General features: G+C 68.0%; 23 protein-coding genes, 1 other RNA gene and 1 pseudogene. 18 read left to right on the forward strand and 7 right to left on the reverse strand.

The annotated features are described in order from the left end of the window. Positions 1-107: 107 nt before the first annotated feature. From ACM0PK_RS10400 to ACM0PK_RS10415, 4 genes are all read right to left on the reverse strand, one after another. Positions 108-1,493: an FAD-binding oxidoreductase gene (locus ACM0PK_RS10400; protein WP_134972522.1), complete on the reverse strand. Its 1,386-nt coding sequence runs from the start codon at positions 1,491-1,493 to the stop codon at positions 108-110. After that, positions 1,490-2,071, reverse strand: a complete 582-nt coding sequence (locus ACM0PK_RS10405; RefSeq protein WP_134972523.1) for a metal-dependent hydrolase — start codon at positions 2,069-2,071, stop codon at positions 1,490-1,492. The genes ACM0PK_RS10400 and ACM0PK_RS10405 overlap by 4 nt, the downstream gene beginning before the upstream one ends. 85 nt (positions 2,072-2,156) lie before the next feature. After that, the gene (locus ACM0PK_RS10410) at positions 2,157-2,525 is read right to left on the reverse strand and encodes a YraN family protein (protein WP_180885329.1); all 369 of its coding nucleotides are present in this window, start codon (positions 2,523-2,525) and stop codon (positions 2,157-2,159) included. Continuing rightward, the gene (locus tag ACM0PK_RS10415; RefSeq protein WP_188218669.1) at positions 2,515-4,236 is read right to left on the reverse strand and encodes a penicillin-binding protein activator; all 1,722 of its coding nucleotides are present in this window, start codon (positions 4,234-4,236) and stop codon (positions 2,515-2,517) included. The genes ACM0PK_RS10410 and ACM0PK_RS10415 overlap by 11 nt, the downstream gene beginning before the upstream one ends. A gap of 81 nt (positions 4,237-4,317) precedes the next feature. Between ACM0PK_RS10415 and rsmI the strand changes: the two genes are divergently transcribed. Beyond that, positions 4,318-5,136 carry a 16S rRNA (cytidine(1402)-2'-O)-methyltransferase gene (gene rsmI / locus ACM0PK_RS10420; protein ID WP_134972847.1) on the forward strand — a complete coding sequence of 273 codons (819 nt, stop codon included), beginning with the start codon at positions 4,318-4,320 and terminating at the stop codon, positions 5,134-5,136. A 155-nt stretch (positions 5,137-5,291) separates the two neighbouring features. Next, an RNA gene (gene rnpB / locus ACM0PK_RS10425) (RNase P RNA component class A) lies at positions 5,292-5,643 on the forward strand. A 127-nt stretch (positions 5,644-5,770) separates the two neighbouring features. Here the strand turns inward: rnpB and ACM0PK_RS10430 are convergent. Continuing rightward, on the reverse strand, positions 5,771-6,250 hold the full coding sequence (locus ACM0PK_RS10430) for a DM13 domain-containing protein (protein WP_134972848.1): 480 nt from the start codon (positions 6,248-6,250) through the stop codon (positions 5,771-5,773). Positions 6,251-6,604: 354 nt separating this feature from the next. Further along, positions 6,605-7,393 (reverse strand): NRDE family protein, encoded by a 789-nt coding sequence (locus ACM0PK_RS10435; protein ID WP_423170904.1) that lies wholly within the window; start codon positions 7,391-7,393, stop codon positions 6,605-6,607. Positions 7,394-7,717: 324 nt separating this feature from the next. On the opposite strand from ACM0PK_RS10435, the gene mraZ reads away from it, so the two are divergent. The 15 genes and pseudogenes from mraZ to lpxC all read left to right on the forward strand — a co-directional run bounded on the left by mraZ (position 7,718) and on the right by lpxC (position 24,561). Then, a complete protein-coding gene (gene mraZ, locus ACM0PK_RS10440; RefSeq protein WP_004143635.1) occupies positions 7,718-8,164 on the forward strand; it encodes a division/cell wall cluster transcriptional repressor MraZ in 447 nt (148 codons plus the stop codon). A 14-nt stretch (positions 8,165-8,178) separates the two neighbouring features. Further along, entirely contained in the window at positions 8,179-9,147 is a 969-nt protein-coding gene (gene rsmH / locus ACM0PK_RS10445; RefSeq protein ID WP_049468237.1) for a 16S rRNA (cytosine(1402)-N(4))-methyltransferase RsmH, read from the forward strand. Then, positions 9,144-9,407 carry a cell division protein FtsL gene (ftsL, locus tag ACM0PK_RS10450; RefSeq protein WP_005415286.1) on the forward strand — a complete coding sequence of 88 codons (264 nt, stop codon included), beginning with the start codon at positions 9,144-9,146 and terminating at the stop codon, positions 9,405-9,407. Before rsmH ends, ftsL begins: the two co-directional genes overlap by 4 nt. Continuing rightward, the gene (locus ACM0PK_RS10455; protein ID WP_069139504.1) at positions 9,404-11,248 is read left to right on the forward strand and encodes a peptidoglycan D,D-transpeptidase FtsI family protein; all 1,845 of its coding nucleotides are present in this window, start codon (positions 9,404-9,406) and stop codon (positions 11,246-11,248) included. The genes ftsL and ACM0PK_RS10455 overlap by 4 nt, the downstream gene beginning before the upstream one ends. Then, positions 11,245-12,753, forward strand: coding sequence for a UDP-N-acetylmuramoyl-L-alanyl-D-glutamate--2,6-diaminopimelate ligase (locus tag ACM0PK_RS10460; RefSeq protein ID WP_180885318.1), 1,509 nt, complete (start codon positions 11,245-11,247; stop codon positions 12,751-12,753). The genes ACM0PK_RS10455 and ACM0PK_RS10460 overlap by 4 nt, the downstream gene beginning before the upstream one ends. Next, positions 12,750-14,144, forward strand: a complete 1,395-nt coding sequence (locus tag ACM0PK_RS10465; protein WP_134972539.1) for a UDP-N-acetylmuramoyl-tripeptide--D-alanyl-D-alanine ligase — start codon at positions 12,750-12,752, stop codon at positions 14,142-14,144. Before ACM0PK_RS10460 ends, ACM0PK_RS10465 begins: the two co-directional genes overlap by 4 nt. After that, positions 14,134-15,219: a phospho-N-acetylmuramoyl-pentapeptide-transferase gene (mraY, locus tag ACM0PK_RS10470; RefSeq protein WP_061478394.1), complete on the forward strand. Its 1,086-nt coding sequence runs from the start codon at positions 14,134-14,136 to the stop codon at positions 15,217-15,219. Before ACM0PK_RS10465 ends, mraY begins: the two co-directional genes overlap by 11 nt. Before the next feature lies 1 nt (position 15,220). Further along, complete coding sequence (gene ftsW / locus ACM0PK_RS10475; protein WP_188218676.1) at positions 15,221-16,540, forward strand: putative lipid II flippase FtsW; 1,320 nt, start codon at positions 15,221-15,223, stop codon at positions 16,538-16,540. Then, entirely contained in the window at positions 16,537-17,625 is a 1,089-nt protein-coding gene (murG, locus tag ACM0PK_RS10480; RefSeq protein ID WP_005415293.1) for an undecaprenyldiphospho-muramoylpentapeptide beta-N-acetylglucosaminyltransferase, read from the forward strand. Before ftsW ends, murG begins: the two co-directional genes overlap by 4 nt. A gap of 40 nt (positions 17,626-17,665) precedes the next feature. Then, a complete protein-coding gene (gene murC / locus ACM0PK_RS10485) occupies positions 17,666-19,102 on the forward strand; it encodes a UDP-N-acetylmuramate--L-alanine ligase (protein ID WP_061478391.1) in 1,437 nt (478 codons plus the stop codon). Further along, the gene (locus ACM0PK_RS10490) at positions 19,099-20,061 is read left to right on the forward strand and encodes a D-alanine--D-alanine ligase (RefSeq protein ID WP_414607663.1); all 963 of its coding nucleotides are present in this window, start codon (positions 19,099-19,101) and stop codon (positions 20,059-20,061) included. Before murC ends, ACM0PK_RS10490 begins: the two co-directional genes overlap by 4 nt. Further along, positions 20,058-20,735 (forward strand): annotated as a pseudogene (locus ACM0PK_RS10495) (cell division protein FtsQ/DivIB); the annotation flags it as partial. The gene ACM0PK_RS10490 and the pseudogene ACM0PK_RS10495, both read left to right, overlap by 4 nt. A 68-nt stretch (positions 20,736-20,803) precedes the next feature. Continuing rightward, on the forward strand, positions 20,804-22,039 hold the full coding sequence (gene ftsA, locus ACM0PK_RS10500) for a cell division protein FtsA (protein ID WP_005408083.1): 1,236 nt from the start codon (positions 20,804-20,806) through the stop codon (positions 22,037-22,039). Positions 22,040-22,208: 169 nt separating this feature from the next. After that, positions 22,209-23,444 carry a cell division protein FtsZ gene (gene ftsZ, locus ACM0PK_RS10505; protein WP_414607662.1) on the forward strand — a complete coding sequence of 412 codons (1,236 nt, stop codon included), beginning with the start codon at positions 22,209-22,211 and terminating at the stop codon, positions 23,442-23,444. Between the two features lie 205 nt (positions 23,445-23,649). Next, on the forward strand, positions 23,650-24,561 hold the full coding sequence (lpxC, locus tag ACM0PK_RS10510) for a UDP-3-O-acyl-N-acetylglucosamine deacetylase (RefSeq protein WP_008267619.1): 912 nt from the start codon (positions 23,650-23,652) through the stop codon (positions 24,559-24,561). Positions 24,562-24,842: 281 nt separating this feature from the next. On the opposite strand, the gene ACM0PK_RS10515 is transcribed toward lpxC, so the two are convergent. Further along, positions 24,843-25,292, reverse strand: a complete 450-nt coding sequence (locus tag ACM0PK_RS10515; RefSeq protein ID WP_049413132.1) for a DciA family protein — start codon at positions 25,290-25,292, stop codon at positions 24,843-24,845. A gap of 12 nt (positions 25,293-25,304) precedes the next feature. Here ACM0PK_RS10515 and ACM0PK_RS10520 point away from each other — a divergent pair, with 12 nt between their 5' ends. Further along, positions 25,305-26,261 (forward strand): M23 family metallopeptidase, encoded by a 957-nt coding sequence (locus tag ACM0PK_RS10520; protein WP_033834438.1) that lies wholly within the window; start codon positions 25,305-25,307, stop codon positions 26,259-26,261. Positions 26,262-26,487: the final 226 nt, after the last annotated feature.

Raw genomic sequence — 26,487 nt, forward strand, 5'->3', positions numbered from 1 at the left:
GAGCCCACGCTCGGCTTGCGCGCGCAGCGCGGGCTTCATCGCGATCTGGTCGAAGAGCAGCCGAGCATGGGCTCGGCTCTACAGGAGTGCGAAGGAATGTGCGCGGTCTATGCCGGCGGCAGCACCTTGCCCGGGTTGAGGATGCCGTCCGGGTCCAGTGCGGCCTTGATCGCGCGCATCGCCGTCAGCGTTTCCGGGCTGAACGCCTGCGCCATGAAATCGCGCTTGGCCAACCCAATGCCATGCTCGCCGGACAGCGTGCCGCCCAGTGACAGCGTCAGTTCGAAGATCTTCGGCAGTGCGGCATGCGCGCGTGCGTTTTCGTCGGCGTCGTCCGGGTGGTAAAGAATGTTGACGTGCAGGTTGCCGTTGCCGGCGTGGCCGAAGGTGACGATGGTGAGCGCGTAGTCCCGTGCCAAGGCCTGCACGCCGGCCACCAGTTCCGGAATGCGCGACACCGGCACCACCACGTCTTCATTGATCTTGCCCGGCGCGACGCTGCGCAGCGCAGGCGACAGCGCCTTGCGCGCCGCCCACAGCTGGTCGCGCGCAAGGCCTTCCATCGCCACGTCCAGCTCGATCATGCCGTCGCCTTCGGCGGCGCCGGCCAATGCCTGCAACAGATAGGGCAGGGTGTCGTGGTCACCATCGGCCTCGACCAGCAGCATCGCCCCTGCTTCCGGCACATCGGCACCATTCAGCCGCAGCAGTTCCAGGCTGCGCGCATCCATGAATTCCAGGCGGGTGGGTACCACCGGCTGCGACATCAACCGCGACACGGCGGCCGCAGCAGCATCAGCATCGCGGTACAGCACGCGCAGGCCGGCCTGGCTGACCGGCAGCGGGGTCAGTTTCAGCGTGGCTTCCACGATCAGTGCCAGCGTGCCTTCGCTGCCTACCAGCAGGTGGGTGAGGTCGTAGCCGGTGGCATCCTTGGTGTAGGCGCCACCGCAACGGATCACGTCGCCGGTTCCGGTCACCGCCACCAGGCCCAGCACGTTGTCGCGGCTGGTGCCGTACTTCACCGCGCGCGGGCCGCCCGCATTGCAGGCCAGGTTGCCGCCGATGCTGCAGATTTCGGCGCTGGACGGGTCCGGCGCCCAGAACAGGCCGTGCGACGCCAGCGCCTGCTGCAGCGTGCCGTTCAACACGCCCGGCTGCACGACCGCGCAGCGATCACCGGCGCGGATCTCGACGATGCGGTCCATGCGGGTGAACGAGAGTACGATGCTGCCCGGCTGCGGGACCGCGGCACCGGTGGTACCGGTGCCGGCACCGCGCGCGACCAGCGCCACGCCATGCGCGCGGCATGCACGCACCAGCGCCTGCACCTGCTCGATGTCCGCCGGAAACGCCACTGCGGCCGGCCGCTGATGGCGCCATGAGTTGTCCTGCGCATTCGCCTCCAGCGCGCCGTCATCCATGCGCCAGCCCTCCGTGCCCAGCAGGGTGGACAGTTCGGCAACCAGGGCAGCAGGCAGGGCAGGACTCATGACGGATCTCGTGGGGCAGCAGGAGCGGGTTGGATCAGTTTCCAGGCGACAACGGCGCCGGCCAGTGGCAGCCACACCCAACGCAGTTCGGAGAGCAGGGTAGCCACGCCGCGTGCGCTGAAGAACTGTGGCGCGAACGGTGACACGCGGATGGGGCGCCACGGCGCGAAGAAGCGCTGTTCGCTCCACGGCCAGGCCAGCGCGACGCCCAGACCACCGGAGGTCATCGCATCGAGCAGCGGATGGCTGGCGGCGCAGGCGAAGACGAATACAGCGGCTTGTACGGTAGATGCCAACCTTGGTTGGCACACATCCGCCGACCAAGGTCGGCGACTGCCCAAGAACGCCAACGCCGCGGCCAATGCTGCCAGCACGCCGGCGAACAGCAGTGAGTGGCTGGCGCCGCGATGGCCGAAGGCATCGGCATAGGGAATGTGCAGGGCAAAGGCCAGTACATCGGCATCGGGCAGCATGGCGGCGATCACGCCGGCGGCCAGCAGGCGCGGCGGGATGCGGCCACGATCAGCGGCGCACCACAGCGCCAGCGGCACAGCGGCATGGGTGATGATCGACGGCATCAGTCACGCACCATGGTCGTACCGGCCGCGGGCCGGCTGCAGGTCCGACGGGTAGTGCCGGCCGCTGGCCGGCAAAGAGTAGCCATCAGCAGTCATCCAATCGGAACGCATCCCGCAGCCAATGCAGCTGCGGCGGTTCGCCGGTGGCTTCGACCACATCGAAACGGCAGGGCGCATTGGCCAGCGCCGGGTGGTCCTGCAGGTACAGCTGCGCGGCGTGGGCCAGGCGCCGGCATTTGCGCGCATCCACTGAGGCGGCGCCGCCACCGAAATCGGATCGCGCGCGGTAGCGCACTTCGACGAACACCACGGTGCCGGCATCGTCCATCACCAGGTCCAGTTCACCGCCGCGATATCGGACGTTGCGCGCACGCGGCCGCAGTCCGGCCTGTTGCAGGTGCTGCTCGGCGGCGGCTTCCACCGCCGAGCCACGTTGGCTGCGCTCAGCGACCACCGATGATCGGCATCGGCCGGCCGCCGTTGAAGGTCGACCAGGCCGGCTGGCGCAGGATGTTGCCGTTGCTGTCCAGGAACAGGGTGCCGGTGGCGCCGTCCAGGCCGCCTTCGTTAGACAGCTTGTCCAGGTAGGCGGTGATCTTCCAGGCGTCGGCACCGAAGGCGAACAGGCGGCCGGCCGCACCGCGTGCGCTCGGCAGGGTGCTGGCCACCTGGCTGGCCGACGGCAGGCCGGACACACTGCGCACGTTCCAGGCTTCGTTCGGATAGACGATGCCGTCCAGCGCCACGTCTTCTTCCACCTTGCCGCTGCCAACGGTCAGCTGCGAGGTGCCAACGCGGGTCGCGCCGCCTGCACCGGCCAGCGCCAGCTGCGGCGCCAGCAGGCGCGCCTGCGGCGCACGCACGGCGAGGAATACGGCATCGACCTGGCCGGCGTTGCGCACCTGCGCGCCGACATCGCCGACGGCATCGGTGACGCCGATCGTGGCCACCACCTGGCCACCGCGCTGCGCGAAGCGCTGGGCAAAGGCGGCGGCGGCACGGCGGCCGGTGTCGTCAGCGCTGTTGATCACCAGCGCCTTGCCGCGCTCGCGGCCACGCAGGTACTCGGCGGCGACGATGCCGTCGTCTTCCGGTGCCAGCGAGAAGCCGGCACTGCCGGCCGGCGGTGCGTCCTTGCCGCGGTTCAGGGCCAGCACCGGCACCTGCAGCTGCTGCCGGCCGTACACCGCGTCCACTTCGTCGCGGCCCAGCGGGCCGACCACGAAGTCGGCGCCGGAGGCGACGGCCTTGTCATAGGCGGCCAGGGCACCGGCCGGGGTGCCGGCGGTGTCGAAGAAGTTGATGTCCGGGCGGCGGCGGCTTTCACCGTAATAAGCGCTCAACAGGCCATCGCGCACCGGCTGTGCGGCGGTGGCCAGGCGGCCGCTGAGCGGCAGCAGCACGGCCAGCTTGGCCGGCGGGCGGTAACCGTCGCTCATCGCCGGCGGGCGCTTGCTGGTGTCGAACTGGGCCGCGCCATCGCGGTCGAACGGGCGCGGCAGCGGCAGGCCGCGCGCGATCAGCGCACGGCCGGCGAAGTTGTAGAGCGGGTCGTTGGCCGGCAGGGCGGCGGCACGGCTGCGCAGGGTGGCGTCGTCGAGGGTGCCGAGCAGGCCGGCAATGGCGGCCTGGTTCTCGCTGCGCGCGCTGCCGGTCAGGCTGGAATGGGCGCGGGCGCGCTCGGTGGCGGCGCCGAAGGCATCGCCGGTGCCCTGCAGGGCACTGGCGCGGGCCAGGTACCAGCGCGTACGCAGCGCCGGCAGCACGTTATCGCCGTGGTCCTTCAGCAGGGCCAGTGCCTGCGCCGGCTGCTTGTCGGCCAAGGCGAGCTCGGCACCGGTCAGCTGGTAGCGCTGCAGGCTGGCGCCGGACAGCTGGCGTGCGGTGAGCTGGCCGAGCAGGCTGCGCGCGCGGGCACTGTCGCCGGCCAGGTGCCAGGCCCAAGCGGCATCGGCCAGGGCGTTGCTGCGGGCGCCGCCGCGCAGCGTGGCGGCCAGGCCTTCCAGCTGCAGTGCGGCGTCGCGCGGCTTGCCCTGTTCGATCAGCGCCAGCGCCTGGCTCTGGGCCGGCGAATCGGGGGTGCTGGTCAGGCTGGTGGTGGCACAACCGGCCAGCAGCATCAGCGACAACGACAGGGCGGAGATCCGTGCGGCGGGCTTGTTCATGATCGGGTCCATGCGATGAGGGCAGCGGCCTTGGCCGGGTACACGCTACGATTCTACCCTTGCCCCGTGAGTACCGCTGAAATGAGTGTGCCAACCCTGTACGTCGTCGCCACCCCGATCGGCAACCTGGCCGATCTGAGCCCGCGCGCGCAGGAGGTGCTGCGTTCGGTGGCGGCCATCTGTGCCGAGGACACCCGCCGCAGCGGCCAGCTGCTGTCCCATTTCGGCATCCAGCAACCGCTGGTGGCCCTGCACGAACACAATGAAGAGGCCTTGGCGCAACGCCTGGTTTCGCGATTACAGGCCGGCGAGTCGCTGGCGCTGGTCAGCGATGCCGGTACCCCGCTGGTCAGTGACCCCGGTTTCCGCCTGGTGCGTGCCGCGCGCGCGGCGGGCATCAAGGTCAGCCCGGTGCCCGGCGCCTGCGCCGCCATTGCCGCGCTGAGCGTGGCCGGCCTGCCCAGCGACCGTTTCAGCTTCGAGGGTTTCCTGCCGGCCAAGGCCAGCGGCCGCCGCGACCGCCTGCAGGCGCTGGCCGGCGAAGTGCGCACGATGGTGTTCTACGAATCCTCGCACCGCATCGCCGAGTCGCTGGCCGACATGGCGGCGATCTTCGGCGGCGAGCGCCCGGCGGTGCTGGCCCGCGAGCTGACCAAGCTGTTCGAGACCGTGCTTGATGGCGACCTGGCGGGCCTGCTGGTGAAGGTGGAAGCTGACGAGAACCAGCGCAAGGGCGAGTTCGTGGTGATGGTGCAGGGCGCCGGCGATGACGAGGAAGCGCAGCTGGCACGCGGCCGCCGCGTCTACGCGAAGCTGAGCGAGCACCTGCCGCCGTCGACCGCCGCCAAGCTGGCTGCGGAACTGACCGGTGCGCCGCGCAAGGCGCTGTACGGTAGTTGATGGATCGTGCGGACCAAGGTCCGCACCCACCAGATCGGAATCCGCACCCACCAAGGCAGCGGCATCGGTAGATCCACGCCACGCGTGGATGGATGAACCGGACGCCGCGATCGGCACGGCAGGAAGGGCGTGCGTACGCTAGAATGCGCGCTGGCGGAGTCGGCCAGACAGTCGCGTCATCCCTTCGGGGGTGCCGAGGAAAGTCCGGGCTCCATAGGGCAAGGTGCCAGGTAACGCCTGGGCGGCGCAAGCCGACGGAAAGTGCAACAGAAAGATACCGCCTACGTCTTCTTCGGAAGGCCGGTAAGGGTGAAATGGTGCGGTAAGAGCGCACCGCGAGTCTGGTAACAGACCGGCACGGCAAACCCCACCTGGAGCAAGACCAAATAGGGATCCTTTGGCGCGGCCCGCGTTGGATCCGGGTAGGTTGCTTGAGCGTTGCGGTGACGTAACGCCTAGAGGAATGACTGTCCACGACAGAACCCGGCTTATCGGCCGGCTCCGCCTCTTTCTTCGATATGCATGAACCGCGCATCTGTAGTGCCGGCCGCTGGCCGGCAGCTTCACGATGCCAGCAGTGGCGGACAGAGTGCTGCCGGCCAGCGGCCGGCACTACCTCGACGTCGCGCGATCCTCAGCCCGGCATGCGGTACTGCCCGGCGGAAATGAACTGCGAGAAGCGTTCGCACCACACCACGACGGTGGTGTAGTCGTTCACATCCACGTTCGCGGGCACCTCCACCAGGAAGCGGTTGAAGGTCTTTACCTCGCCGATGCGCTGGGCCTGCGCCTTGATCTTCAGGAAGTCGGCCTTGTTGTCGACGAAATCGCGAACCAGGTACACCTTGTAATCCGGGCCCGGTCCCATCTTCCCGTCGAAGGCGACCTGGGTGGCACTGACGCTGACCTTGCCTTCGGCCCAGTGCACCGCGTCGCTGCCTTTCAGGTCGCGGCGGAAAGTGGTGCGGTAGGTGGCGTCCTTCATCGCGGCCTGTACCTGGGCGGCCGGCGGGTCATCGGGGGCGATCAGGATCGGCAGGAAGTAGACGCCCAGGCCGAAGCCCAGGCCGAGGGTGAGCAGGTGGGTGGCGAGCAGGATGAGGATGCGGCGCATGGGGCCTCCTTGTGGTTGCGGTCGATCGCGCGGCGTGGTGCCGGGCGCGACCACCCTGGGAGGTCAGGGCCGACATTTATAGACACAGTGCCGAATGCGAAAAGGACACAGTGGGTGGGCTGGAATGCCGGAACCCCTGTGGTACGGGCACATTGCGGTCGCGGCTGAAAGCTGAATGACGTTTCAAGCCCGCTGCGATGGCGACCGCCGTCACGTGGATCGCGACAGCAAGCTGCGGGTAGTGCCGGCCGCTGGCCGGCAGCTTCATGGCGAATCAGAGCATCCAAAGGCTGCCGGCCAGCGGCCGGCACTACCCCCACCAGGAGCATCTGGCCAAGGGCGGTCATGACCAGGTCAGAAAATGACGTGGCTTTGTCCGCTCGGTACACCCTGCGGGCCGAAGCGGCGTTCGTGGATCTCGCCGTGGCCGTCGGCGTCGATCAGCAGCACGGTGCTGGCGCGGGTGCCGTAGTCGTCGCCGCGGATGAAGGCCGGGCTCAACCAGCGCTCGCGTTCCAGGCCGATGCCGGTGTCGGGCAGGTCGCTGTCGGCGGGGCGGTGTTCATCGGCCAAGGCATTCCAGAGCGGGGTCAGGTCCGGGGTCAGATCCCTTTCGCGTTGCGAAAGGGATCTGACCCCGTCTGCTTCCAGCCATGCCGACAGCGCGGCCATCAGCCGTCGGGTCTTCGGCCAGGGCGCGTCCAGCGCGCCGTTGGACATGCCGTGAACGCCCGGGCCAAGCATCTGCCGTTCGGCGGGATGGTTGCCCAGGTACTCCAGGCTGTCGCCATCGGCCAGCAACAGATTGAATGGGGCGTAGGCACCCGCCACGGTTGCCAACCGCTCGATATGCACGGCGGCCGGGTCGCGGCCGCGCAGGAAGTCGGCCACCAGCGCGCCCCGCGACGGTCCGGTCTGGGCCGCCAGCGGGTCGCGGACGTTGGTGACCACCGCCATCCGGCCCGAGGCGCCGACCCCGGCCCAGCCACCGCCGGAGCGCAGGTCGCGTCCCCCGATGACGGAGGTCTCATCCTGCCAGGGGGCCAGCGCCGCGGTGGGGCGGGCGTGGAACTCATCACGGTTGCCGGTCATCACCAGCCGCCAGCGCGGGTGGTGCATCCAGCCAAGAGCGAGCAGGCACATGGCCTCATTGTGCACCGTTTGCGCAGTCCGGCGCCGTTTCCGGCCCGGCTCGGATGAATGCGCGGCCGATGTTTCACGCCCCGTCCACGCCCCTGAACTTCCGTTCAATCTCAAAAATTGAGACGGATCAGCAACTTGTGGATAAGCCTTGAACAATTCTCTAAAGGTTGTTGCAAGCCATTGATGCGGCTGGCGATTTCCCTGCTGAAAAGTTGTTGACAACCCTCGGCCCGCTGCTAAGGTGGGCATCAGAGGGAAATCCGGGTGTTTTGTGGGTTTTCGTGGTTCAATGTTTCACCGGGCGAAGGACAAGGTGCAGGCGTCGTGTTCCAGGGCGAGACGGCCATCACAGTTGACGACAAGGGGCGCATGGCGGTTCCCACCGCTTACCGCGACCTCGTCGCGCGCGCCAGCAACAACCGTCTCGTGCTGACCTACAACCCGTTCGAAGCCGGCTGCCTGTGGCTGTACGCAGAGTCGGAATGGGAACGGGTCCGCGACGATGTGATGTCCAAGCCCAACACCCAGCGCGTCGTGCGCCTGTTGCAGCAGAAGCTGGTCGGCTCGGCCGCCCATCTGGAGCTGGACGGCAACGGTCGCATCAGCATCCCCGCCAGCCACCGCGGTGCGGTGGGCATTGAGAAGAAGGCGGTATTGCTCGGCATGGGCGACAAGTTCGAATTGTGGAGCGAGCAGGCGCATCGGGCCCTGATCCAGCAGACGTTGTCTGACGAGGATCTGGGTGATGGGTTGCTCGACCTGAAGTTGTGAGCCGGGGTGCCCGGATGCGCCCAGAAGCGCAGGCCGGTCACCTTCCGGTGTCGCAGTCGCCGGCGGTGCACCTGCCGGTCCTGTACACCCAGGTCCTTGAAGGCCTGAGGGTGATCGAAAACGGACGTTATCTGGATGGCACGTTCGGTCGTGGCGGTCATGCACGTGGCGTGCTCACCCAGCTCGGTCCCGAGGGGCGCCTGCTGGTCATGGACAAGGATCCGGAAGCCATCGCCGTTGCCGAGCGCGATTTCGCGCCGGACCCGCGCGTGTCCATCTTCCGTGGCAGCTTCGCCCAGCTGCTGCAGTGGGATGCGACGGCCGAAGGCCTGGACGGCGTGCTGTTCGACCTGGGCGTGTCGTCGCCGCAGCTGGATGTGGCCGAACGTGGCTTCAGCTTCGGCAAGGACGGCCCGCTGGACATGCGCATGGACCCGGACAGCGGTGAAAGCGCTGCGCAGTGGATCAACCGCGTGGAAGAGCGCGAGATCGCCGATGTGCTGTGGACCTACGGCGAAGAGCGTCAGAGCCGGCGCATCGCCCGCGCCATCGTGGCCCGCCGCGAGAAGCAGCCGTTCTCCCGCACCGCCGAACTGGCCGAGCTGATCGCCTCGGTGATGCCGCGTGGAAAGGACAAGATCCATCCCGCCACGCGCAGCTTCCAGGCCATCCGCATCCACATCAACCGCGAGCTGGCCGATCTGGAAGCAGGGCTCGATGCGGCGGTGGAACGGCTCAAGCCCGGTGGCCGTCTGGCGGTGATCAGCTTCCACTCGCTGGAAGACCGCATCGTCAAGCAGTACATGAACCGCCTGGCCAAGGCGCCGCCGGCCAACCGCCGCCTGCCCGAGGCCGTTGCGTTCGTGCCGACGCTGGACCTGATCGGCGGGGCCATCAAGGCCACCGACGAAGAGCTGGCCGCCAACCCGCGCGCCCGCAGCGCCGTGCTGCGCGTGGCCCAGAAGCGGGAGGCCGACGCATGAGCCGGCTGCTGCTGATCATCCTGTTGGCCTGCACCGTGGCCTCGGCGATCGGCGTCGTGTTCGTGCGTCACCGTCATCGGCAGACGTTCATCGAGCTGTCGCGCGCCGAGCGCAAGCGCGATGACATCAACCTGGAATTCGGCCGCCTGCAGCTGGAGCAGGCCACGCTGGCCGAAGCCAACCGTGTCGATCGCATCGCCCGCGAAAAGCTCGGCATGAAGTTCCCCGAGGCCGCCGACATCGTGGTGGTGCGCCCATGAGCAAGGCCGGTCGCAACCGTCCACGCAATGCCTTCAACCTGCGCCAGCGCCTGCGCTGGGTGGCGTTGGCGCTTGGCCTGTGCTCGGTGTCGCTGGTCGGCCGCGCGGCCTACGTACAGATCATCAACAGCGACTTCTACCAGCGCCAGGGTGAGGCCCGCTACCTGCGCGAGCTGCCGATCAAGACTTCGCGCGGCATGATCACCGACCGCAACGGCGAGCCGCTGGCGGTGTCCACGCCGGTTGCCTCGATCTGGGTCAACCCGCAGGACCTGCTGCGTTCGCCCGAACGCATCCCCGAGCTGGCCCAGGCGGTCGGCATGTCGGTGGATGAGCTGAGCAGCCGCCTGTCGCAGAAGTCGGACAAGGAATTCATGTACCTGCGTCGCCGGATCAATCCGGACGAGGCAGAGAAGGTGGTCGCGCTGAAGATTCCGGGCGTGGCCGCGCAGCGCGAGTTCCGCCGCTTCTACCCGCAGGGTGAGGCGATGGCGCACGTGCTGGGCTTCACCAACATCGATGATCGCGGCCAGGAAGGCCTGGAACTGGCCTTCGACGAATGGCTGCGCGGCAAGCCCGGTGCGAAGCGGGTGATCCGCAACCGCAAGGGCGAGACCGTCGAAAGCGATCTGCTGCGTGCCGCTGAGCCGGGCAAGGACCTGACCCTCAGCATCGACCGCCGCATCCAGTACCTGGCCTTCAAGGAACTGCGCAACGCGCTGGTGGCCAACAAGGCGGCCGGCGGTTCAATGGTGATCATGGACGTGACCACCGGCGAGATCCTGGCCATGGTCAACCTGCCGACCTACAACCCGAATTCGTTGACCGGCGCGATCCCTGATACGCGCCGCAACCGCGCGGTGACCGACCTGGTCGAGCCGGGTTCGACGATGAAGCCGCTGACCATCGCCACCGCGCTGCAGGCCGGTGTGGTGACCAAGGACACCATCATCGACACCAACCCGGGCTACATGACGCTGGGTCGCTTCACCATCCGCGACGTGCCACGCAACAACGGCGTGCTGAACGTGACCGGCGTGATCACCCGCAGTTCGAACGTGGGTGCAGCCAAGGTTGCGGCGAAGATGCCGGACCAGACCTTCTACGACGGCGTGCGCCGCTTCGGCTATGGCTCGGCGCCGCACAGCGGGTTCCCGGGTGAATCGGCCGGTGTGGTAATGCGTCCGGCGCGCTGGTCGGGGACCACCAAGACCACCATGTCCTACGGCTACGGCCTGTCGGTCACGCCGCTGCAGATTGCCACCGCCTACTCGGCGCTGGCCAACGGCGGGCGCCTGATCGCGCCGACCTTCGTCAAGGGCCAGCGCAACGAAGGCCAGCAGATCATCGACGAGAACGTCGCCAGGCAGGTGGTGGCGATGATGGAGACGGTGGTCACCCAGGGCGGCGCCAAGCAGGCGGCGGTGCTGGGCTACCGCGTGGCCGGCAAGACCGGCACCGCGCGCAAGGCCGGTCCGGGTGGTTACGAGCGCGGCCATTACAACGCGCTGTTTGCCGGCGTGGTGCCGGCCACCAACCCGCGCTTCGCCACCGTCATCGTCATCAACGATCCGCAGGCCGGCAAGTTCTACGGCGGCCTGGTGTCGGCGCCGGTCTATCACAACGTGATGGAAGGCACCCTGCGCCTGATGGACGTGCCGCTGGACGACCTGCAGTCGTGGCTGGCCGCACAGCAGTCGGGCAAGGTCGGCCATTCGGCCTCGATCCTGCCCGCACCGCCGGCCGAGACCGCGCTGCCGGTCGATGCCGCCGCTGAATTCGATGCTGCGCTGCCGAGCGCGCAAGCCCAGACGCCGCCCGCTACGGGAGGCACGCAATGAGTCCTTCGATGTTGCTTTCGCAGTTGCTTCCGGACGTGGCCCTGGCGGGCCATGATCCCGTTCTGACCGGCCTGGTGCTGGACAGCCGCGCCGTGCGCCCCGGCAATGCCTTCGTCGCCATCGCCGGTTTCGGCGCGCATGGGCTGGGTTTTGTCGAGCAGGCCCGTGCGGCCGGTGCCAGCGCCATCCTGTTCGAGCCACCGGCACCGGCCGAGCTGCCGGCGCCGGCCGATGCGATCGCCGTGCCGGGCCTGCGGGCGCGCATGGGGGCGATGGCCGACCAGTTCCACGGCGCGCCGTCGCGGGCGATGGCGATGGTCGGCGTGACCGGTACCAACGGCAAGACCTCCACCGTGCAGCTGCTGGCCCAGGCCTGGCACCTGCTCGGAACGCCCAGTGGCAGTATCGGCACGTTGGGCGCCGGACTTTATGGTGCGGTCGAGCCGACCGGATTCACCACGCCGCTGGTACTGCAGATGCATGCGCTGCTGGCACAGCTGCGCGACGCCGGTGCGCGCGCGGTGGCGATGGAAGTCAGCTCGCACGCGCTGGACCAGGGCCGCGTGGATGCCGTGCACTACGACGTGGCGGTGTTCACCAACCTCACCCGCGACCATCTGGACTACCACGGTGACATGGCCAGCTACGGCGCGGCCAAGGCGCGGCTGTTCCATCGCCCGGGCCTGAAGGCGGCGGTGGTCAACCTGGACGACGCCTTCGGTCGCCAGCTGTTCGCTGGCCTGCCTGCCGGCGTGCAACCGATCGGCCTGAGCTCGCGCGATGCCGCTGACGCCAGCGTGCGCGCTGAAGCGCTGCAGCTGGATGGGCGCGGTATTGCCTTCGAGCTGGTCATCGACGGCCAGCGCGCCGCGGTGCAGTCGCCGCTGCTGGGCCGCTTCAACGTGGACAACCTGCTGGCCGTGGCCGGCACCCTGCAGGCGCAGGGCCAGCCGCTGCCGCGCATCGCCGAGGTGCTGTCGGCGCTGCAGCCGATCCGTGGCCGCATGAACCGCCTCGGCGGCGAAGACGGCCTGCCGACCGTGGTGGTCGACTACGCACATACCCCGGACGCGCTGGAGCAGGCGCTGGACAGCCTGCACGGCCATCTGCAGGGCACGCTGTTCTGCGTGTTCGGCTGCGGTGGCGAGCGCGATACCGGCAAGCGTCCGCAGATGGCGGCGATTGCCGAGCGCCTGGCCAACCAGGTCATTGTCACCGACGACAACCCGCGTGGCGAGAATGGCGACGTGATCGTGGCCGACATCCTGGCCGGCTTCCAGCACGCCGATGCCGTGACCGTGCAGCGCAACCGCGCGCGTGCGATCGGCCTGGCGGTGAAGCGTGCCGGTGCCGGCGACATCATCCTGATTGCCGGCAAGGGCCATGAGCCGTACCAGGAAGTGAATGGCGTGCGTCATGACTTCGACGACACCGAAGTGGCTGCGGCTGCACTGGCGGCCAAGGCCGGTGTTCTGCAGGCACAGGCCGGGGAGGGCGCCGCATGAAGCGCACCCTGCTTTCGCTGATCGCACACTGGGCCGGTGGCGAGATCCACGGCGACGACGTGGCCATCGATGCAGTCAGCAATGACACCCGCAACCTGGGCCCGGGCAGCCTGTATGTGGCGCTGCGCGGTGAGCGTTTCGACGGGCATGACTTCGCTGCCGACGCGCAGGCGCGCGGTGCCAGTGCGCTGCTGGTCGAGCGGCTGCTGCCGATCGAGCTGCCGCAGGTACTGGTGGCCGACAGCGAGCTGGCACTGGCGAAGATCGCTACCGGCATGCAGCGTGACCGTGGCACCGAGGTGTTCGCGATCACCGGCAGCAATGGCAAGACCAGCGTGAAGAGCCTGCTGCTGTCGATCCTGCAGCAGGTGGCCCAGCACGCGCACAAGGTGGTCTACGCCAACCCGGGTAACCGCAACAACGAGATCGGCCTGCCGCTGGCGGTGATCGATGCGCCGGAAGATGCCGACTACGCCGTCTACGAGATGGGCGCTGGCAAGCCTGGCGATATCGCCTACCTGACCGACATCGCCCGCCCGCGCTATGCGCTGGTCAACAACATCGCCCCCGCCCACCTGGAGCGGATGGGCAGCCTGCTCGGCGTGGCGGTGACCAAGGGCGCGATCTATGCCGCGCTGCCGGCCGATGGCGTGGCGGTGATCAACGCCGACGATGCCTACGGCCGCTGGTTCGAACAGCACTTCGTCGGCACTCCGGCGCGTTGCCGCGTGCTGCGCTATGGCCTGGAACACTCGGCGGACGTGACCGCGCGCGACATCCGCGCCGGTGCACAGGGCAGCCAGTTCACCCTGGTCGCACCGACCGGCGAAGCCCGCGTGGTGCTGGGCCTGCCGGGTCGCCACAACGTCAGCAATGCGCTGGCCGCCGCCAGCCTGGCGCTGGCGGCCGGTGTCGATCTGGCGCTGATTGCGGCCGGGCTGGCCGAGGCGCAGCCGGTACCGGGACGCCAGATCGCCCATCAGCTGCGCAACGGCGCGGTGCTGGTGGACGACAGCTACAACGCCAATCCCGGCTCGCTCGCTGCGGCCATCGATGCCCTGGCCACTGCCCCGGAAGAGGGCTGGCTGGTGCTGGGTGACATGCGCGAGCTGGGCCCGGATGCCGAAGCGCTGCATGCGCAGGCCGGCATCCGCGCACGCGCCGCCGGCCTCAAGCGCCTGTATGCGCTGGGCCCGCTCAGTGCCGCCGCCGCCACCGCCTTCGGCGACGGCGGCCGTCATTTCGCCACCCATGACGCGCTGTCGCAGGCGCTGAAGGACGAGCTGCACGCCGGCGTGCGCTGCCTGGTCAAGGGTTCCCGTGGCAGCGCCATGGACACGATTGTCAAAGCGCTGCTGGCGCAAGGAGAGGAATCCCCGCATGTTGTATGAACTGGCTCGATGGTTGCAGCAGTTGGAGAGCCTGTTCGGGCTGTTCAACTACCAGACGTTCCGCGCCATCCTTGCCGCGCTGACGGCCCTGTTCCTGTCGCTGTGGTTCGGCCCGGCGATGATCCGCAAGCTCGCCCAGTTCAAGGGCGGCCAGCCGATCCGCCAGGACGGTCCGCAAACCCATTTCTCCAAGGCCGGCACGCCGACCATGGGCGGTTCGCTGATCCTGCTCACCATCACCCTGTCGGTGCTGATGTGGGCGGACCTGCGCAACCGCTACGTGTGGCTGGTGCTGGCGGTGATGCTGTGCTTCGGCGCCATCGGCTGGTATGACGACTGGATCAAGATCGTCCGCCGTGACCCGAACGGCCTGAAGTCGCGCTGGAAGTATCTGCTGCAGTCGATCTTCGGCCTTGCCGCGGGCCTGTTCCTGTTCTACACGGCCGACGTGCCGGCAGCGCTGACCTTCTACATCCCGATGTTCAAGTCGGTCGCGCTGCCGCTGGCCGGCATCGGCTTCGTGGCCATCGCCTACTTCTGGATCGTCGGCTTCTCCAACGCGGTGAACCTGACCGACGGCCTGGACGGTCTGGCAATCATGCCGACCGTGCTGGTGGCCTGCGCGCTGGGCGTGTTCGCCTATGCCTCGGGCAACGTGGTGTTCGCCAACTACCTGCAGATCCCGCAGATCCCGGGCGCGGGCGAGCTGGTCATCATCTGCGCGGCCATCGCCGGTGCCGGCCTGGGCTTCCTGTGGTTCAACACCTATCCGGCCATGGTCTTCATGGGCGACATCGGCGCGCTGGCGCTGGGTGCGGTGCTGGGCACGATCGCGGTGATCACCCGCCAGGAACTGGTGCTGGTGATCATGGGCGGCGTGTTCGTCATCGAAACGCTGTCGGTGATGATCCAGGTCGCCTCGTTCAAGCTGACCGGCAAGCGCGTGTTCCGCATGGCGCCAATCCACCACCATTTCGAACTGAAGGGCTGGCCGGAGCCGCGCGTGATCGTGCGCTTCTGGATCATCTCCGTCGTGCTCGTGCTGATCGGCCTGGCCACGTTGAAGGTGCGCTGAGATGAACGACCTGTCCCGCCAGGCAACACGCCTTGAAGCCATCGAAGGCAGCTACGACAAGTGGCTGCTGGGCGCGATCATCGCGCTCACCGGCGTGGGCGTGGTGATGGTGGCGTCCAGCTCGATCGCCTTGATGAGCAGCCCGTTCTACTACCTCAACCGCCACCTGATCTTCCTGGCGGTGGGTATCGTGCTGGCGGTCATCGCCGCCCGCACCGAGCTGAAATCCATCGAGCAGTACAACCAGATGCTGCTGCTGGGCTGCTTCGTGCTGCTGCTGGCGGTGTTCGCGCCGGGCCTGGGCAGCACGGTCAACGGCGCACGCCGCTGGATCAACCTGGGCATCTCCAAGTTCCAGACGGTCGAGGCGGTGAAGGTGCTGTACATCGTCTGGCTGTCCAGCTACCTGGTGCGCTTCCGCGACGAGGTCAATGCGACCTGGCCGGCGATGCTCAAGCCGCTGGGCGTGGCCGGTGCGCTGGTGGTGCTGCTGCTGCTGCAGCCGGACTTCGGTTCTTCGACCCTGCTGCTGGCGATCACCGCCGGCATGCTGGTGCTGGGCGGGGTGAACATGCCGCGCATGTCGATGCCGGTGGTCATCGGCCTGGTCGGCATGAGCGCGCTGGCGATCATCGAGCCGTACCGCATGCGCCGCATCACCTCGTTCCTGGACCCGTGGGCCGACCAGCAGGGCGACGGCTACCAGCTGTCCAACGCGCTGATGGCGGTGGGCCGTGGCGAGTGGACCGGCGTCGGCCTGGGCAATTCGGTGCAGAAGCTGTACTACCTGCCGGAAGCGCATACCGACTTCATCTTCTCGGTCACCGCCGAGGAATTCGGTTTCCTCGGTACCTGCGTGATCGTGGCCCTGTACGCGCTGCTGGTCGGCCGTACCTTCTGGCTGGGCATGCGCTGCGTGGAAATGAAGCGCCACTTCTCCGGCTACATCGCCTTCGGCATCGGCCTGTGGATCAGCATGCAGACCTTCGTTTCGATCGGCGTGAACCTGGGCATCCTGCCGACCAAGGGCCTGACTCTGCCGCTGATCTCCTCCGGCGGCTCGTCGGTGCTGATGACCTGCGTGGCGATGGGCCTGCTGCTGCGCGTGTCCTACGAGCTCAAGCGCGCCGAGCGTCGCCAGGCCGTGCGCATCGGTGGCGCCGAAGAAACCGCTGCCGAGTCGATGGAACCCGCCGCCACGCCGGCGGCCGCCAGCGTGCCGGTGAGCGCCGAGCCGACGGCTGCCGCTGCGGCGAACGCCGCGCGCGGCACCAGCCGCCTGCAGTCGCGCATCGAACCGACCTTCGGGAGGCTGTCATGAGTGCAGCCAACGAGAAGGTGCGCCCGGTGATGATCCTGGCCGGTGGTACCGGCGGTCACATCTTCCCCGGCCTGGCCGTGGCCCGCGTGCTGCGCGAGCGTGGCGTGCCGGTCACCTGGATGGGCGCCGAAGGCGCGATGGAAACCCGCCTGGTGCCGCAGCACGACATCGCCATCGACACGCTGGCGATCACCGGCCTGCGCGGCAAGGGCAAGCTGGCGCTGCTGGCGGCGCCATGGCGGCTGATGCGTGCGCTGCGCGCGGCCGGCATGATCATCCGCAAACGCCAGCCGCGTGCGGTGGTGGCCTTCGGTGGCTTCGCCTCCGGCCCGGGTGGCATGGCCACGCGCCTGCATGGCCTGCCGCTGATCGTGCATGAGCAGAACCGTGCGCCCGGCCTGACCAACCGCATCCTGTCGCGTTATGCGCGCCGGCTGCTGACCGGTTTCCCGGGCACTTTCGCCCAGCGCGAGGAATTCGTCGGCAACCCGGTGCGTGCGGAGATCGCCGCCATCGCTCCGCCGGAACAGCGCTTCGCCGACCGCAACGGCCCGCTGCGCGTGCTGGTGGTGGGTGGCAGCCAGGGTGCGCGCGCACTCAATGCCGGCGTGCCGCAGGCGATCGCCGCGCTGGGTGCCGGCGTGCCGGTGCAGGTGCGCCACCAGAGTGGCGAGAAGATGCATGCCGAGGCGGTCGAGGCGTATGCCAAGGCCGGCGTGCAGGCGGAAATCACCCCGTTCATCGCCGACATGGCCGAGGCCTTCGCCTGGGCCGATCTGGTCGTGTGCCGCTCCGGTGCGTCGACCCTAGCCGAGCTGTGCGCGGCCGGCGTCGGCAGCGTGCTGGTGCCATTCCCCGCTGCCGTCGACGATCACCAGACCCGCAATGCGGAGTACCTGGTCGAGCGCGGCGCGGCGGTGTTGCTGAAGCAGGACGGAACGCTGGCCGACGGCATTGCCGCACTGCTGCGCGATCTGTCCGAAAATCCCGCCCGCCGCATGCAGATGGCGCAAGCCGCGCGTGCCCTGGCCAAGGTCGATGCCGCCGAGCGCATCGCCGATATCATTCTCGAGGAAGCTGTATGAAGAAGGCATGCCACCGCGCCTGCCCTGCGCGAGGCCGCGCATGATCCGTCGCCTGCACGACACCAACGACCTGGTGCGCGCGTTCCCGCGCGTGCATTTCGTCGGCATCGGCGGCACCGGCATGAGCGGTATCGCCGAAGTGATGCTGACGCTGGGCTACGAAGTGTCCGGCTCGGACAACGCCGACAACGTGGCAACCCGCCGCTTGGCCAGCCTGGGAGCGCGCATCATGCGCGGCCACTCGGCAGCCAACGTGCTGGGCACCGACTGCGTGGTGGTCTCCAGTGCCATCCGCGAAGACAACCCGGAACTGATGGAAGCGCGCAGCCAGCGCATTCCGATCATGCCGCGCGCGGCGATGCTGGCCGAGCTGATGCGCTTCCGCCGCGGCATCGCCGTGGCCGGTACCCATGGCAAGACCACCACCACCAGCCTGACTGCGGCGGTGCTGAGCGAAGGTGGCCTGGACCCGACGTTCGTGATCGGTGGCCAGCTGCTGGCTGCCGGTGCCAACGCCAAGCTGGGCGGTGGGCAGTGGCTGGTGGCCGAGGCCGACGAAAGCGATGGCAGCTTCCTGCGCCTGAACCCGCTGATGTCGATCATCACGAACATTGACGCCGACCACCTGGAAAACTACGGCAACGACTTTGCCCGCGTGCAGGCGGCGTTCGCCGAATTCCTGCAGCGCCTGCCGTTCTACGGCCTGGCGGTGCTGTGCATCGACGATCCGGAAGTGGCCGCGCTGGCCGCCAGGACCCCGCGCCACGTGATGAGCTACGGCATGAGCCCGCAGGCCGACGTGCGCGCCGAGAACGTGGTGCAGGAAGGATCGCGCATGCGCTTCACCCTGCGCCTGCCGCAGGGCACCAGCCAGGAAGTGGTGCTGGCGCTGCCGGGCAGGCACAACGTACTCAACGCGCTGGCCGCCGCCGCGGTGGGCTGGCAGCTCGGCGTGGCACCGGACGCCATCGCGCGCGCGCTGGAAGGCTTCGCAGGTGTCGGTCGCCGCTTCAATGATCTCGGCGAAGTGACCACCGCCAGCGGTGCCAAGGTGCGCATCATCGACGACTACGGCCATCACCCGAGCGAGCTGGAGGCGGTATTCGCCGCCGCCCGCGGCGGCTGGGCTGACAAGCGCCTGGTGGTGGCCTTCCAGCCGCACCGCTACAGCCGCACCCGTGACCAGTTCGACAAGTTCGCCGCGGTGCTGTCCAGCGTCGACGCGCTGGTGCTGAGCGAGGTCTATCCGGCCGGTGAGGAACCCATTGCCGGTGCCGACTCGCATGCGCTGGCCCGCGCCATCCGCGCGCGCGGCCGCAGCGAGCCGGTGGTGGTGGGCAAGGCCGCCGAGCTGGCCAGCGTGCTGCCGGACGTGCTGCAGGACGGTGACCTGCTGCTGATGATGGGTGCCGGCGACATCGGTGCCGTGGCCACCCATATCGCGGTGGAAGGCTTCCAGGCGGAGGGCCAGGCGTGAGCGCGCTGACTTTCCCGCCGCTGCGCGTGACCGACCCGGCCGTGTTCGGCAGCGTCGCCGTGCTGCTCGGCGGCAGTTCCAGCGAACGCGAGGTGTCGCTGGACTCGGGCCGCAACGTGCTCGAAGCCCTGCAGTCGCGCGGCGTCGATGCGTTCGCCGTCGATGGCATTCCGGCGCTGGCCAGCGCGCTCGCCGCCGGTGGCATCGACCGCGTGTTCAACATCCTGCATGGCCACAACGGTGGCGGTGAGGACGGCATCGTGCAGGGCCTGATGGACGCCTTCGGCGTGCCGTACACCGGCTCGGACGTGCTGGGTTCGGCGCTGAGCATGGACAAGATCCGCACCAAGCAGGTGTGGCTGTCGCTGGGCCTGCCGACCCCGCAGTACCGCAAGGTCGACGCGTCGAACGTGCATGCGCTGGCCGCCGAGCTGGGCCTGCCGGTGGTGGTGAAGCCGGCCAACGAAGGCTCCAGCGTGGGCATCAGCCGGGTCACCGACGAGGTCGGCCTGGACGAGGCCGTGGCCCTGGCCGCGCGCTACGACGGCCAGTTGCTGATGGAACAGATGGTGGTGGGCGATGAGCTGACCGTGGCCATCCTTGGCGACGTTGCCCTGCCGTCGATCCGCATCGTGCCCAAGGGCCAGTGGTATGACTACAACGCCAAGTACATCGCCGAGGACACCCAGTACCTGTGCCCGGGCCTGGACGGTGGCGACGAAGACGAGATCCGCCGCATCGCGCTGGCCGCATTCCGCGCCGCTGGCTGCCGTGGCTGGGGCCGCGTGGACGTGATGCGTGACCGGGCCAGCGGCCGTTTCTTCCTGCTGGAAGTGAACACCGCGCCGGGCATGACCAGCCATTCGCTGGTGCCCAAGGCGGCCCGCCAGGCCGGCATCGGTTTCGAGGAACTGGTGTGGCGCGTGCTGGAACAGACCCTGGAGGCCGCGCACGCATGAACGCGCTGCTGCGCATCTTCGTCTGGCTGTTGGCGCTGTCGGTGGTTGCACTGCCGGTGGTGGCCGTGGTCAATGGCTGGGTCGGCGCCGAGCGCTGGCCGCTGGCGAAGCTGCGCGTGCATGGTGAGTTCAAGCGGGTGCCTGCCGAACAGCTGCAGCAGGTGCTGCTGCCATACGCGCGCGCCGGCTTCTTTGCGGTCAAGCTGCAGGATGCGCAGGACGCGCTGGAAAAGCTGCCGTGGGTGGAAAGCGCGCAGGTACGCAAACAGTGGCCGGATGTGCTGGAAGTGACCCTGGTCGAGCACAAGCCGTTCGCACGCTGGGGCAACAACCGCCTGGTCTCCGAGCAGGGCAAGCTGTTCCCCACGCCGAAGAAACTGTCAGACCTGGAACTGCCGGAGCTGGATGGCCCGGACAGCCAGACCCAGGAAGTGATGAAGCTGTACAGCGACTCGCGTGCCTTGTTCGCACCGGCCGGCGTCGACGTGCGCCGGGTGACGATGGATGCGCGCGGCAGCTGGTCGCTGGTGCTGAGCAACGGCACCGAAGTGGTGGTCGGCCGTGACGACGCGCGCTCTCGCATGCAGCGCTTCGTCAAGGTGCTGCCGCAGCTCAACCGCCAGGACGCGCCGATCGAGCGCGCAGATCTCCGTTACACCAATGGTTTCACGCTGAGCTGGGGTACCCCGGCCACGCCGGCGAAAACGCCGGCGACCCCGGCCAGAAGCACGCAGGAAAGGACATGAATCGCAAGGGTGACAAATCGCTGATCGTTGGCCTGGACATCGGCACCTCCAAGGTGGTGGCGCTGGTGGGCGAGTATTCGCCGGGCAACCCGATCGAAGTGATCGGCATCGGCTCGCACGAATCGCGCGGGTTGAAACGTGGCGTGGTGGTGGACATCGAATCGACCGTGCAGTCGATCCAGCGTGCGGTGGAAGAAGCCGAGCTGATGGCCGGCTGCGAGATCCGTTCGGTGTACGCCTCGATCTCCGGCAACCACGTGCAGTGCAAGAACTCGCCGGGCATCGTGCCGATCCGCGACGGTGAAGTGACCTGGGGCGACCTGGATCGCGTGCTCGACGCAGCCAAGGCGGTGGCGATCCCGGCCGATCAGAAGATCCTGCACGCGATTCCGCGCGAGTACGTGCTGGACGATTCGCAGGAAGGCATCCGCAACCCGGTCGGCATGACCGGCGTGCGCCTGGAAGTGCATGCGCACCTGGTGGTGTGCGCGCAGTCGGCGGCGGCCAACATCAGCAAGTGCGTGCAGCGCTGCGGCCTGCAGGTGGACGACCTGGTGCTGTCCTCGCTGGCCTCCAGCGTGGCGGTGCTGACCGCCGACGAGCGCGAGCTGGGCGTGGTGCTGGTCGACATGGGCGCCGGTACCACCGACATCGCGGTGTTCGTGCAGGGCGCAATTTGCCACACCGCCTCGCTGCCGATCGCCGGCGACCACGTGACCAACGATATCGCGCACATGCTGCGCACGCCGACCCCGGAAGCCGAGCAGATCAAGGTGCGCTATGCCTGCGCCCTGGCCCAGCTGGCCACGGCCGAGGAGAGCATCCAGGTGCCGTCGGTCGGCGACCGCCCGCCGCGCCGCATGCCGCGCCATTCGCTGGCGCAGGCCGTGCAGGGTCGCTACGAGGAGATCTTCGAGATGGTGCAGGCCGAACTGCGCCGCTCCGGCTTCGAGGAACTGGTGCGCGCCGGCATGGTGCTGACCGGTGGCGCTTCGAAGATGGAGGGCGTGGTCGAACTGGCCGAGGAAATGCTGCAGATGCCGGTGCGCGTGGGCATCCCGCAGCACGTCACCGGCCTGGGCGAAGTGGTCGGCAACCCGGTGCACGCCACCGGCGTGGGCCTGCTGCTGATGGGCAGCCAGATCGAGCACCCGCGGCGGCCGTCGCTGCCGACCGGGCGCGCTGGAAGCATGTTCAAGAAGCTCAAGACCTGGTTCCGCGGCGAGTTCTGACGCGGAACCCGTAACTCCGGGCCCGGCCCGGCGCAACACCCGCAGTACCCGCATCACAACGCAACAACGCACTACACAACCCACACAGCCGCAACGGCAACATGACACGCGAAGGCAGGAGGCCCGACCGTCCATGCCACCGACAAGCGGATACAACGAGGACACGGACATGGCGCATTTTGAACTGATCGAAAAGATGGCACCCAATGCGGTGATCAAGGTGGTTGGCGTGGGCGGCGGCGGCGGCAATGCCGTGGCGCACATGGTCAACTCGGCGGTGGACGGCGTGGAGTTCATCACCGCCAACACCGACTCGCAGGCCATCAAGAATTGTGGTGCCAAGTTGCAGCTGCAGCTGGGTACCAACGTGACCAAGGGCCTGGGCGCAGGCGCGAACCCGGAAGTCGGCCGCCAGGCCGCGCTGGAAGACCGCGAGCGCATCATGGACGCGCTGCAGGGCGCGGACATGGTGTTCATCACCGCCGGCATGGGCGGCGGCACCGGCACCGGCGCTGCGCCGGTGGTGGCGCAGCTGGCCAAGGAAATGGGCATCCTGACCGTGGCCGTGGTCACCAAGCCGTTCCCGTTCGAAGGCCGTCGCCGCATGCAGGTGGCGCTGAAGGGCATCGAGGAACTGAGCCAGCACTGCGACTCGCTGATCACGATCCCGAACGAGAAGCTGATCACCGTGCTGGGTCGCAACGCGACCATGATCCAGGCCTTCCGCGCCGCCAACGACGTGCTGCAGGGCGCCGTGCAGGGCATCGCCGACCTGATCGTGCGTCCGGGCCTGATCAACGTCGACTTCGCCGACGTGCGCACCGTCATGTCCGAAATGGGCCTGGCGATGATGGGTACCGGCACCGCACGGGGCGATGACCGCGCCCAGGCCGCTGCCGAATCGGCGATCCAGAACCCGCTGCTGGACGATGTGAACCTGGCCGGTGCCAACGGCATCCTGGTCAACATCACCGCCGGCGCGGACTTCACCATGGCCGAGTTCGACGAGATCGGCCGTACCATCGACGGCTTCGCTTCGGAAGACGCCACCGTCGTGGTCGGTACCGTGCTGGACCCGGACATGCAGGACGAAGTGCGCGTGACCGTGGTGGCCACTGGCCTGAACCGCGTCTCGGCCAGCAAGACCCAGCGTCCGGGCGAGCGTGCACCGATCAAGCTGGTCCGCAACGCCACCACCGGCCAGCCGGAGTTCGGCGACTTCGACAACGGCGGCGACGCCGTGTCCAAGGCCGTCGGCGGCATGGGCCTGGGCCTGCGTCGCGCCAGCAGCGATACCGCAGCGGCTTCGGCCCCGTCGGCGCCGTCCTCTTCGGCCCCGGCCGCGGCAGAACTGCCGAACGATTACCTGGACATCCCGGCGTTCCTGCGCCGCCAGGCGGACTAAGCGGGCCGGCCCGGGGTTGTCCTCCCCGGGTTGCGCCACCATGTCCTGAAAACGCGGGCGCCGGGCCAGGATGGGCCCGGCCGCCCTGCTTCACGCGCTTTCCCAGCGGCGTGCCGGTGTGTCCTGCCGGTGGCTGTCACTGGCGTTTCAGCCAGGGTAGGGGAGTGCGCGTGTTAATCTAATGTGTCACTTCCGGTCCATCCCCATGATCCAGCAACGCACCCTCAAGAACACGATCCGCGCCACCGGCGTTGGCCTGCATAGTGGTGACAAGGTCTACATGACCCTGCGCCCGGCACCGGTCAACCATGGCATCGTGTTCCGCCGCGTGGACCTGGACCCGGTGGTGGAAGTGCCGGCCAAGGCCGAACTGGTCACCGAAGTGACCCTGTGCACCGGCCTGACCTGCAACGACGCCAAGATCCAGACCGTCGAACACCTGATGTCGGCGCTGGCCGGCCTGGGTGTGGACAACATCATCGTCGAGCTGTCCTCGGCCGAGCTGCCGATCATGGACGGTTCGGCCGGCCCGTTCGTGTTCCTGCTGCAGTCGGCAGGCATCGTGGAACAGGATGCGCCCAAGCGCTTCATCCGCGTGCTGAAGACCGTGGAAGTGACCGAGGGCGACAAGGTGGCCCGCTTCACCCCGTACGAGGGTTACAAGCTGGGCTTCACCATCCAGTTCGACCACCCGATGATTCCGGCCAAGCAGTCGCGCCAGGAAATCGAGTTCTCGACGCTGGCCTACACCAAGGAAATCTCCCGCGCGCGCACCTTTGGTTTCATGCGCGACCTGGAGTACATGCGCGAGCGCAACCTGGGCCTGGGCGGTTCGATGGACAACGCCATCGTGCTGGACGAGTTCCGCGTGCTCAACGAAGACGGCTTGCGCTACGCCGACGAATTCGTGCGCCACAAGATCCTGGACGCCATCGGCGACCTCTATCTGGCCGGTGGCCAGGTGCTGGGTGCCTACGAAGGCTTCAAGTCCGGCCACGCGCTCAACAACAAGCTGGTGCGGGCCTTGATGGCCGACGCCAGCGCCTGGGAATGGGTCAGCTTCGACTCGCCGGCCACCCCGGATCCGGTGGAATACGCCACCCCGGCGTACGCCTGATTCCATAGATTGTTGAATTTAAAGATAAAAACGCCGCCTTCCTGGGCGGCGTTCTTGTTTCCGCCGTCGCCGACGCATTCAGCGTGCTTGAAAGACGTCAAGGCTGGTTCAAGGTCACGGTTTTGTGAACCTGTTGGATCAGAAGCCTGAATTTAACGCAGTTTTAACAACAATCTAACGACAGGCCCCCGGATGGCCGCTAGGATGCGACCCGGCCCCCGAAATGTTTCACGCCGTGGTGACACGCGCGACGGGGAGCGGAGCCGGATGCTCCGTTGCCATCAGGACCGTTTCTTCGGCTTCGAAGGAACGTCCTGCAGGCAAGCCAAGGCGTCGCGTAGCCCTTTGTGCGTGGCGGCTGAAACTGCGTGGGGTCCATTCCGGTTGTCGAGCGCTGGGGAGCGCGTGGGAGTGGGAGACGCAGTCTTGATGGTCACCCTGGTGGCCTTCAGCCCGATGGAACGGGCCGCGTCGAGCAGCTGGGCTTCGGCAAGCCGCAACTTGGCATGCCAGACCGGGGACTCGACGAGAAAAACGAGGTGTTCCCCGTCCACATTGGCCAGCCGGCAACGGCTGCGCAGAGGTGGCGGCAACTGGGGGCGCAACTGACGGTCCAGCGCGTCGAGCCACAAGGCACGCCGCAGCGGGTTCCCGCTTTTGTCCGCCATTACCGCATCCAGCGCCGGTTTCGGTGCCGACGCGGGGCGAACGCTGGATTTCGGCTCAGACATGAAAACTCACTGATGGCATTCAAGAAGATCGTAATCAAAACGCGTGAAGGACAGGCCAAGTCGTCGCCGATCGCGCGTTTGCGGTTCTATTTCGAGGACCGCCCCCGTGCCCTGCTGGGCAGCGTGCTCGGGGTAGGCTGCATTATCGGCCTTGCGGGCGGCATTGGCGCCAGCGCGCTGAATGATTCCCGGCTGCAGGCCAAGGTCGAGCGCCAGGATGCGGAACTGGCCAAGGTCAAGCGCGATGCGCAGACCCAGGTCAATGCGCTGGCGGCCCGCCTCGGCGAGCTGCAGGCCCAGGCGACCCGCCTCAACGCCCTCGGCGAACGGCTGACCCAGATGGGCAAGCTGGAGGACGGCGAGTTCGACTTCAACGAGACCCCCGGCCTCGGTGACGGTGACGCAGGCGGCCCGACCAGCGACATCCCGGTCAAGGACGTCAACGCCGACTTACAGGTGCTGGAGCAGCGCTTCGCTGCTTCAGGCCGCCAGTTGTCGGTGATGGAATCGCTGATGTTCGACCACCAGCTGCAGCAGAACGCGGTGCCGTCGCGCATGCCGATCCGCAACAGCTATGTGACGTCCGGCTTCGGCACCCGTGCCGACCCGTTCGGCCGCGGCGCCGCCACCCACAAGGGCATGGACTTCCACGCAAAGGTCGGTGACCCGGTGATGGCCGTGGCCGAGGGCGTGGTCAGCTTCGCCGGCGTGAAGGGCGGCTACGGCAATGTCGTCGATGTCGACCATGGCAATGGCTATGTCACCCGCTACGCGCACAATTCGCGCCTGGTGGTGAAGGCCGGCGACCTGGTCCGTGCCGGCCAGGAAGTGGCCAAGGCCGGTTCCACCGGCCGTTCGACCGGTGCCCACGTGCACTTCGAGGTGTGGGAGAACGGCAACGTGGTCAACCCGCGCAAGTTCCTCGGCGACGGCGGCAACACGCCGGTCGGCCGCGTCAGCCGCGGCTGACGCCACATTGGGGGGCCGGCTGCCGTCGGCACTACCGCCCCCGGAGTACGGGGGCAGCGCCGTAGGCGCGGGGGTGTGGAGGCGAGGTGAGCGGGGCCCGCGGTTCGCGCAGCGAAGCGTGGGAGCGCCAGCGCGTATGCGCTGACGCGTACCCGGCCAGCGGCCGGCACTACCCCTCGGGGTTGAAACCCCTCGCGCCCGTCCCAAGCTACAATGGGTGTTGCCA

The organism is Stenotrophomonas sp. FR010, assembly GCF_047520755.2.
Classification (GTDB): Bacteria; Pseudomonadota; Gammaproteobacteria; order Xanthomonadales; family Xanthomonadaceae; genus Stenotrophomonas; species Stenotrophomonas sepilia.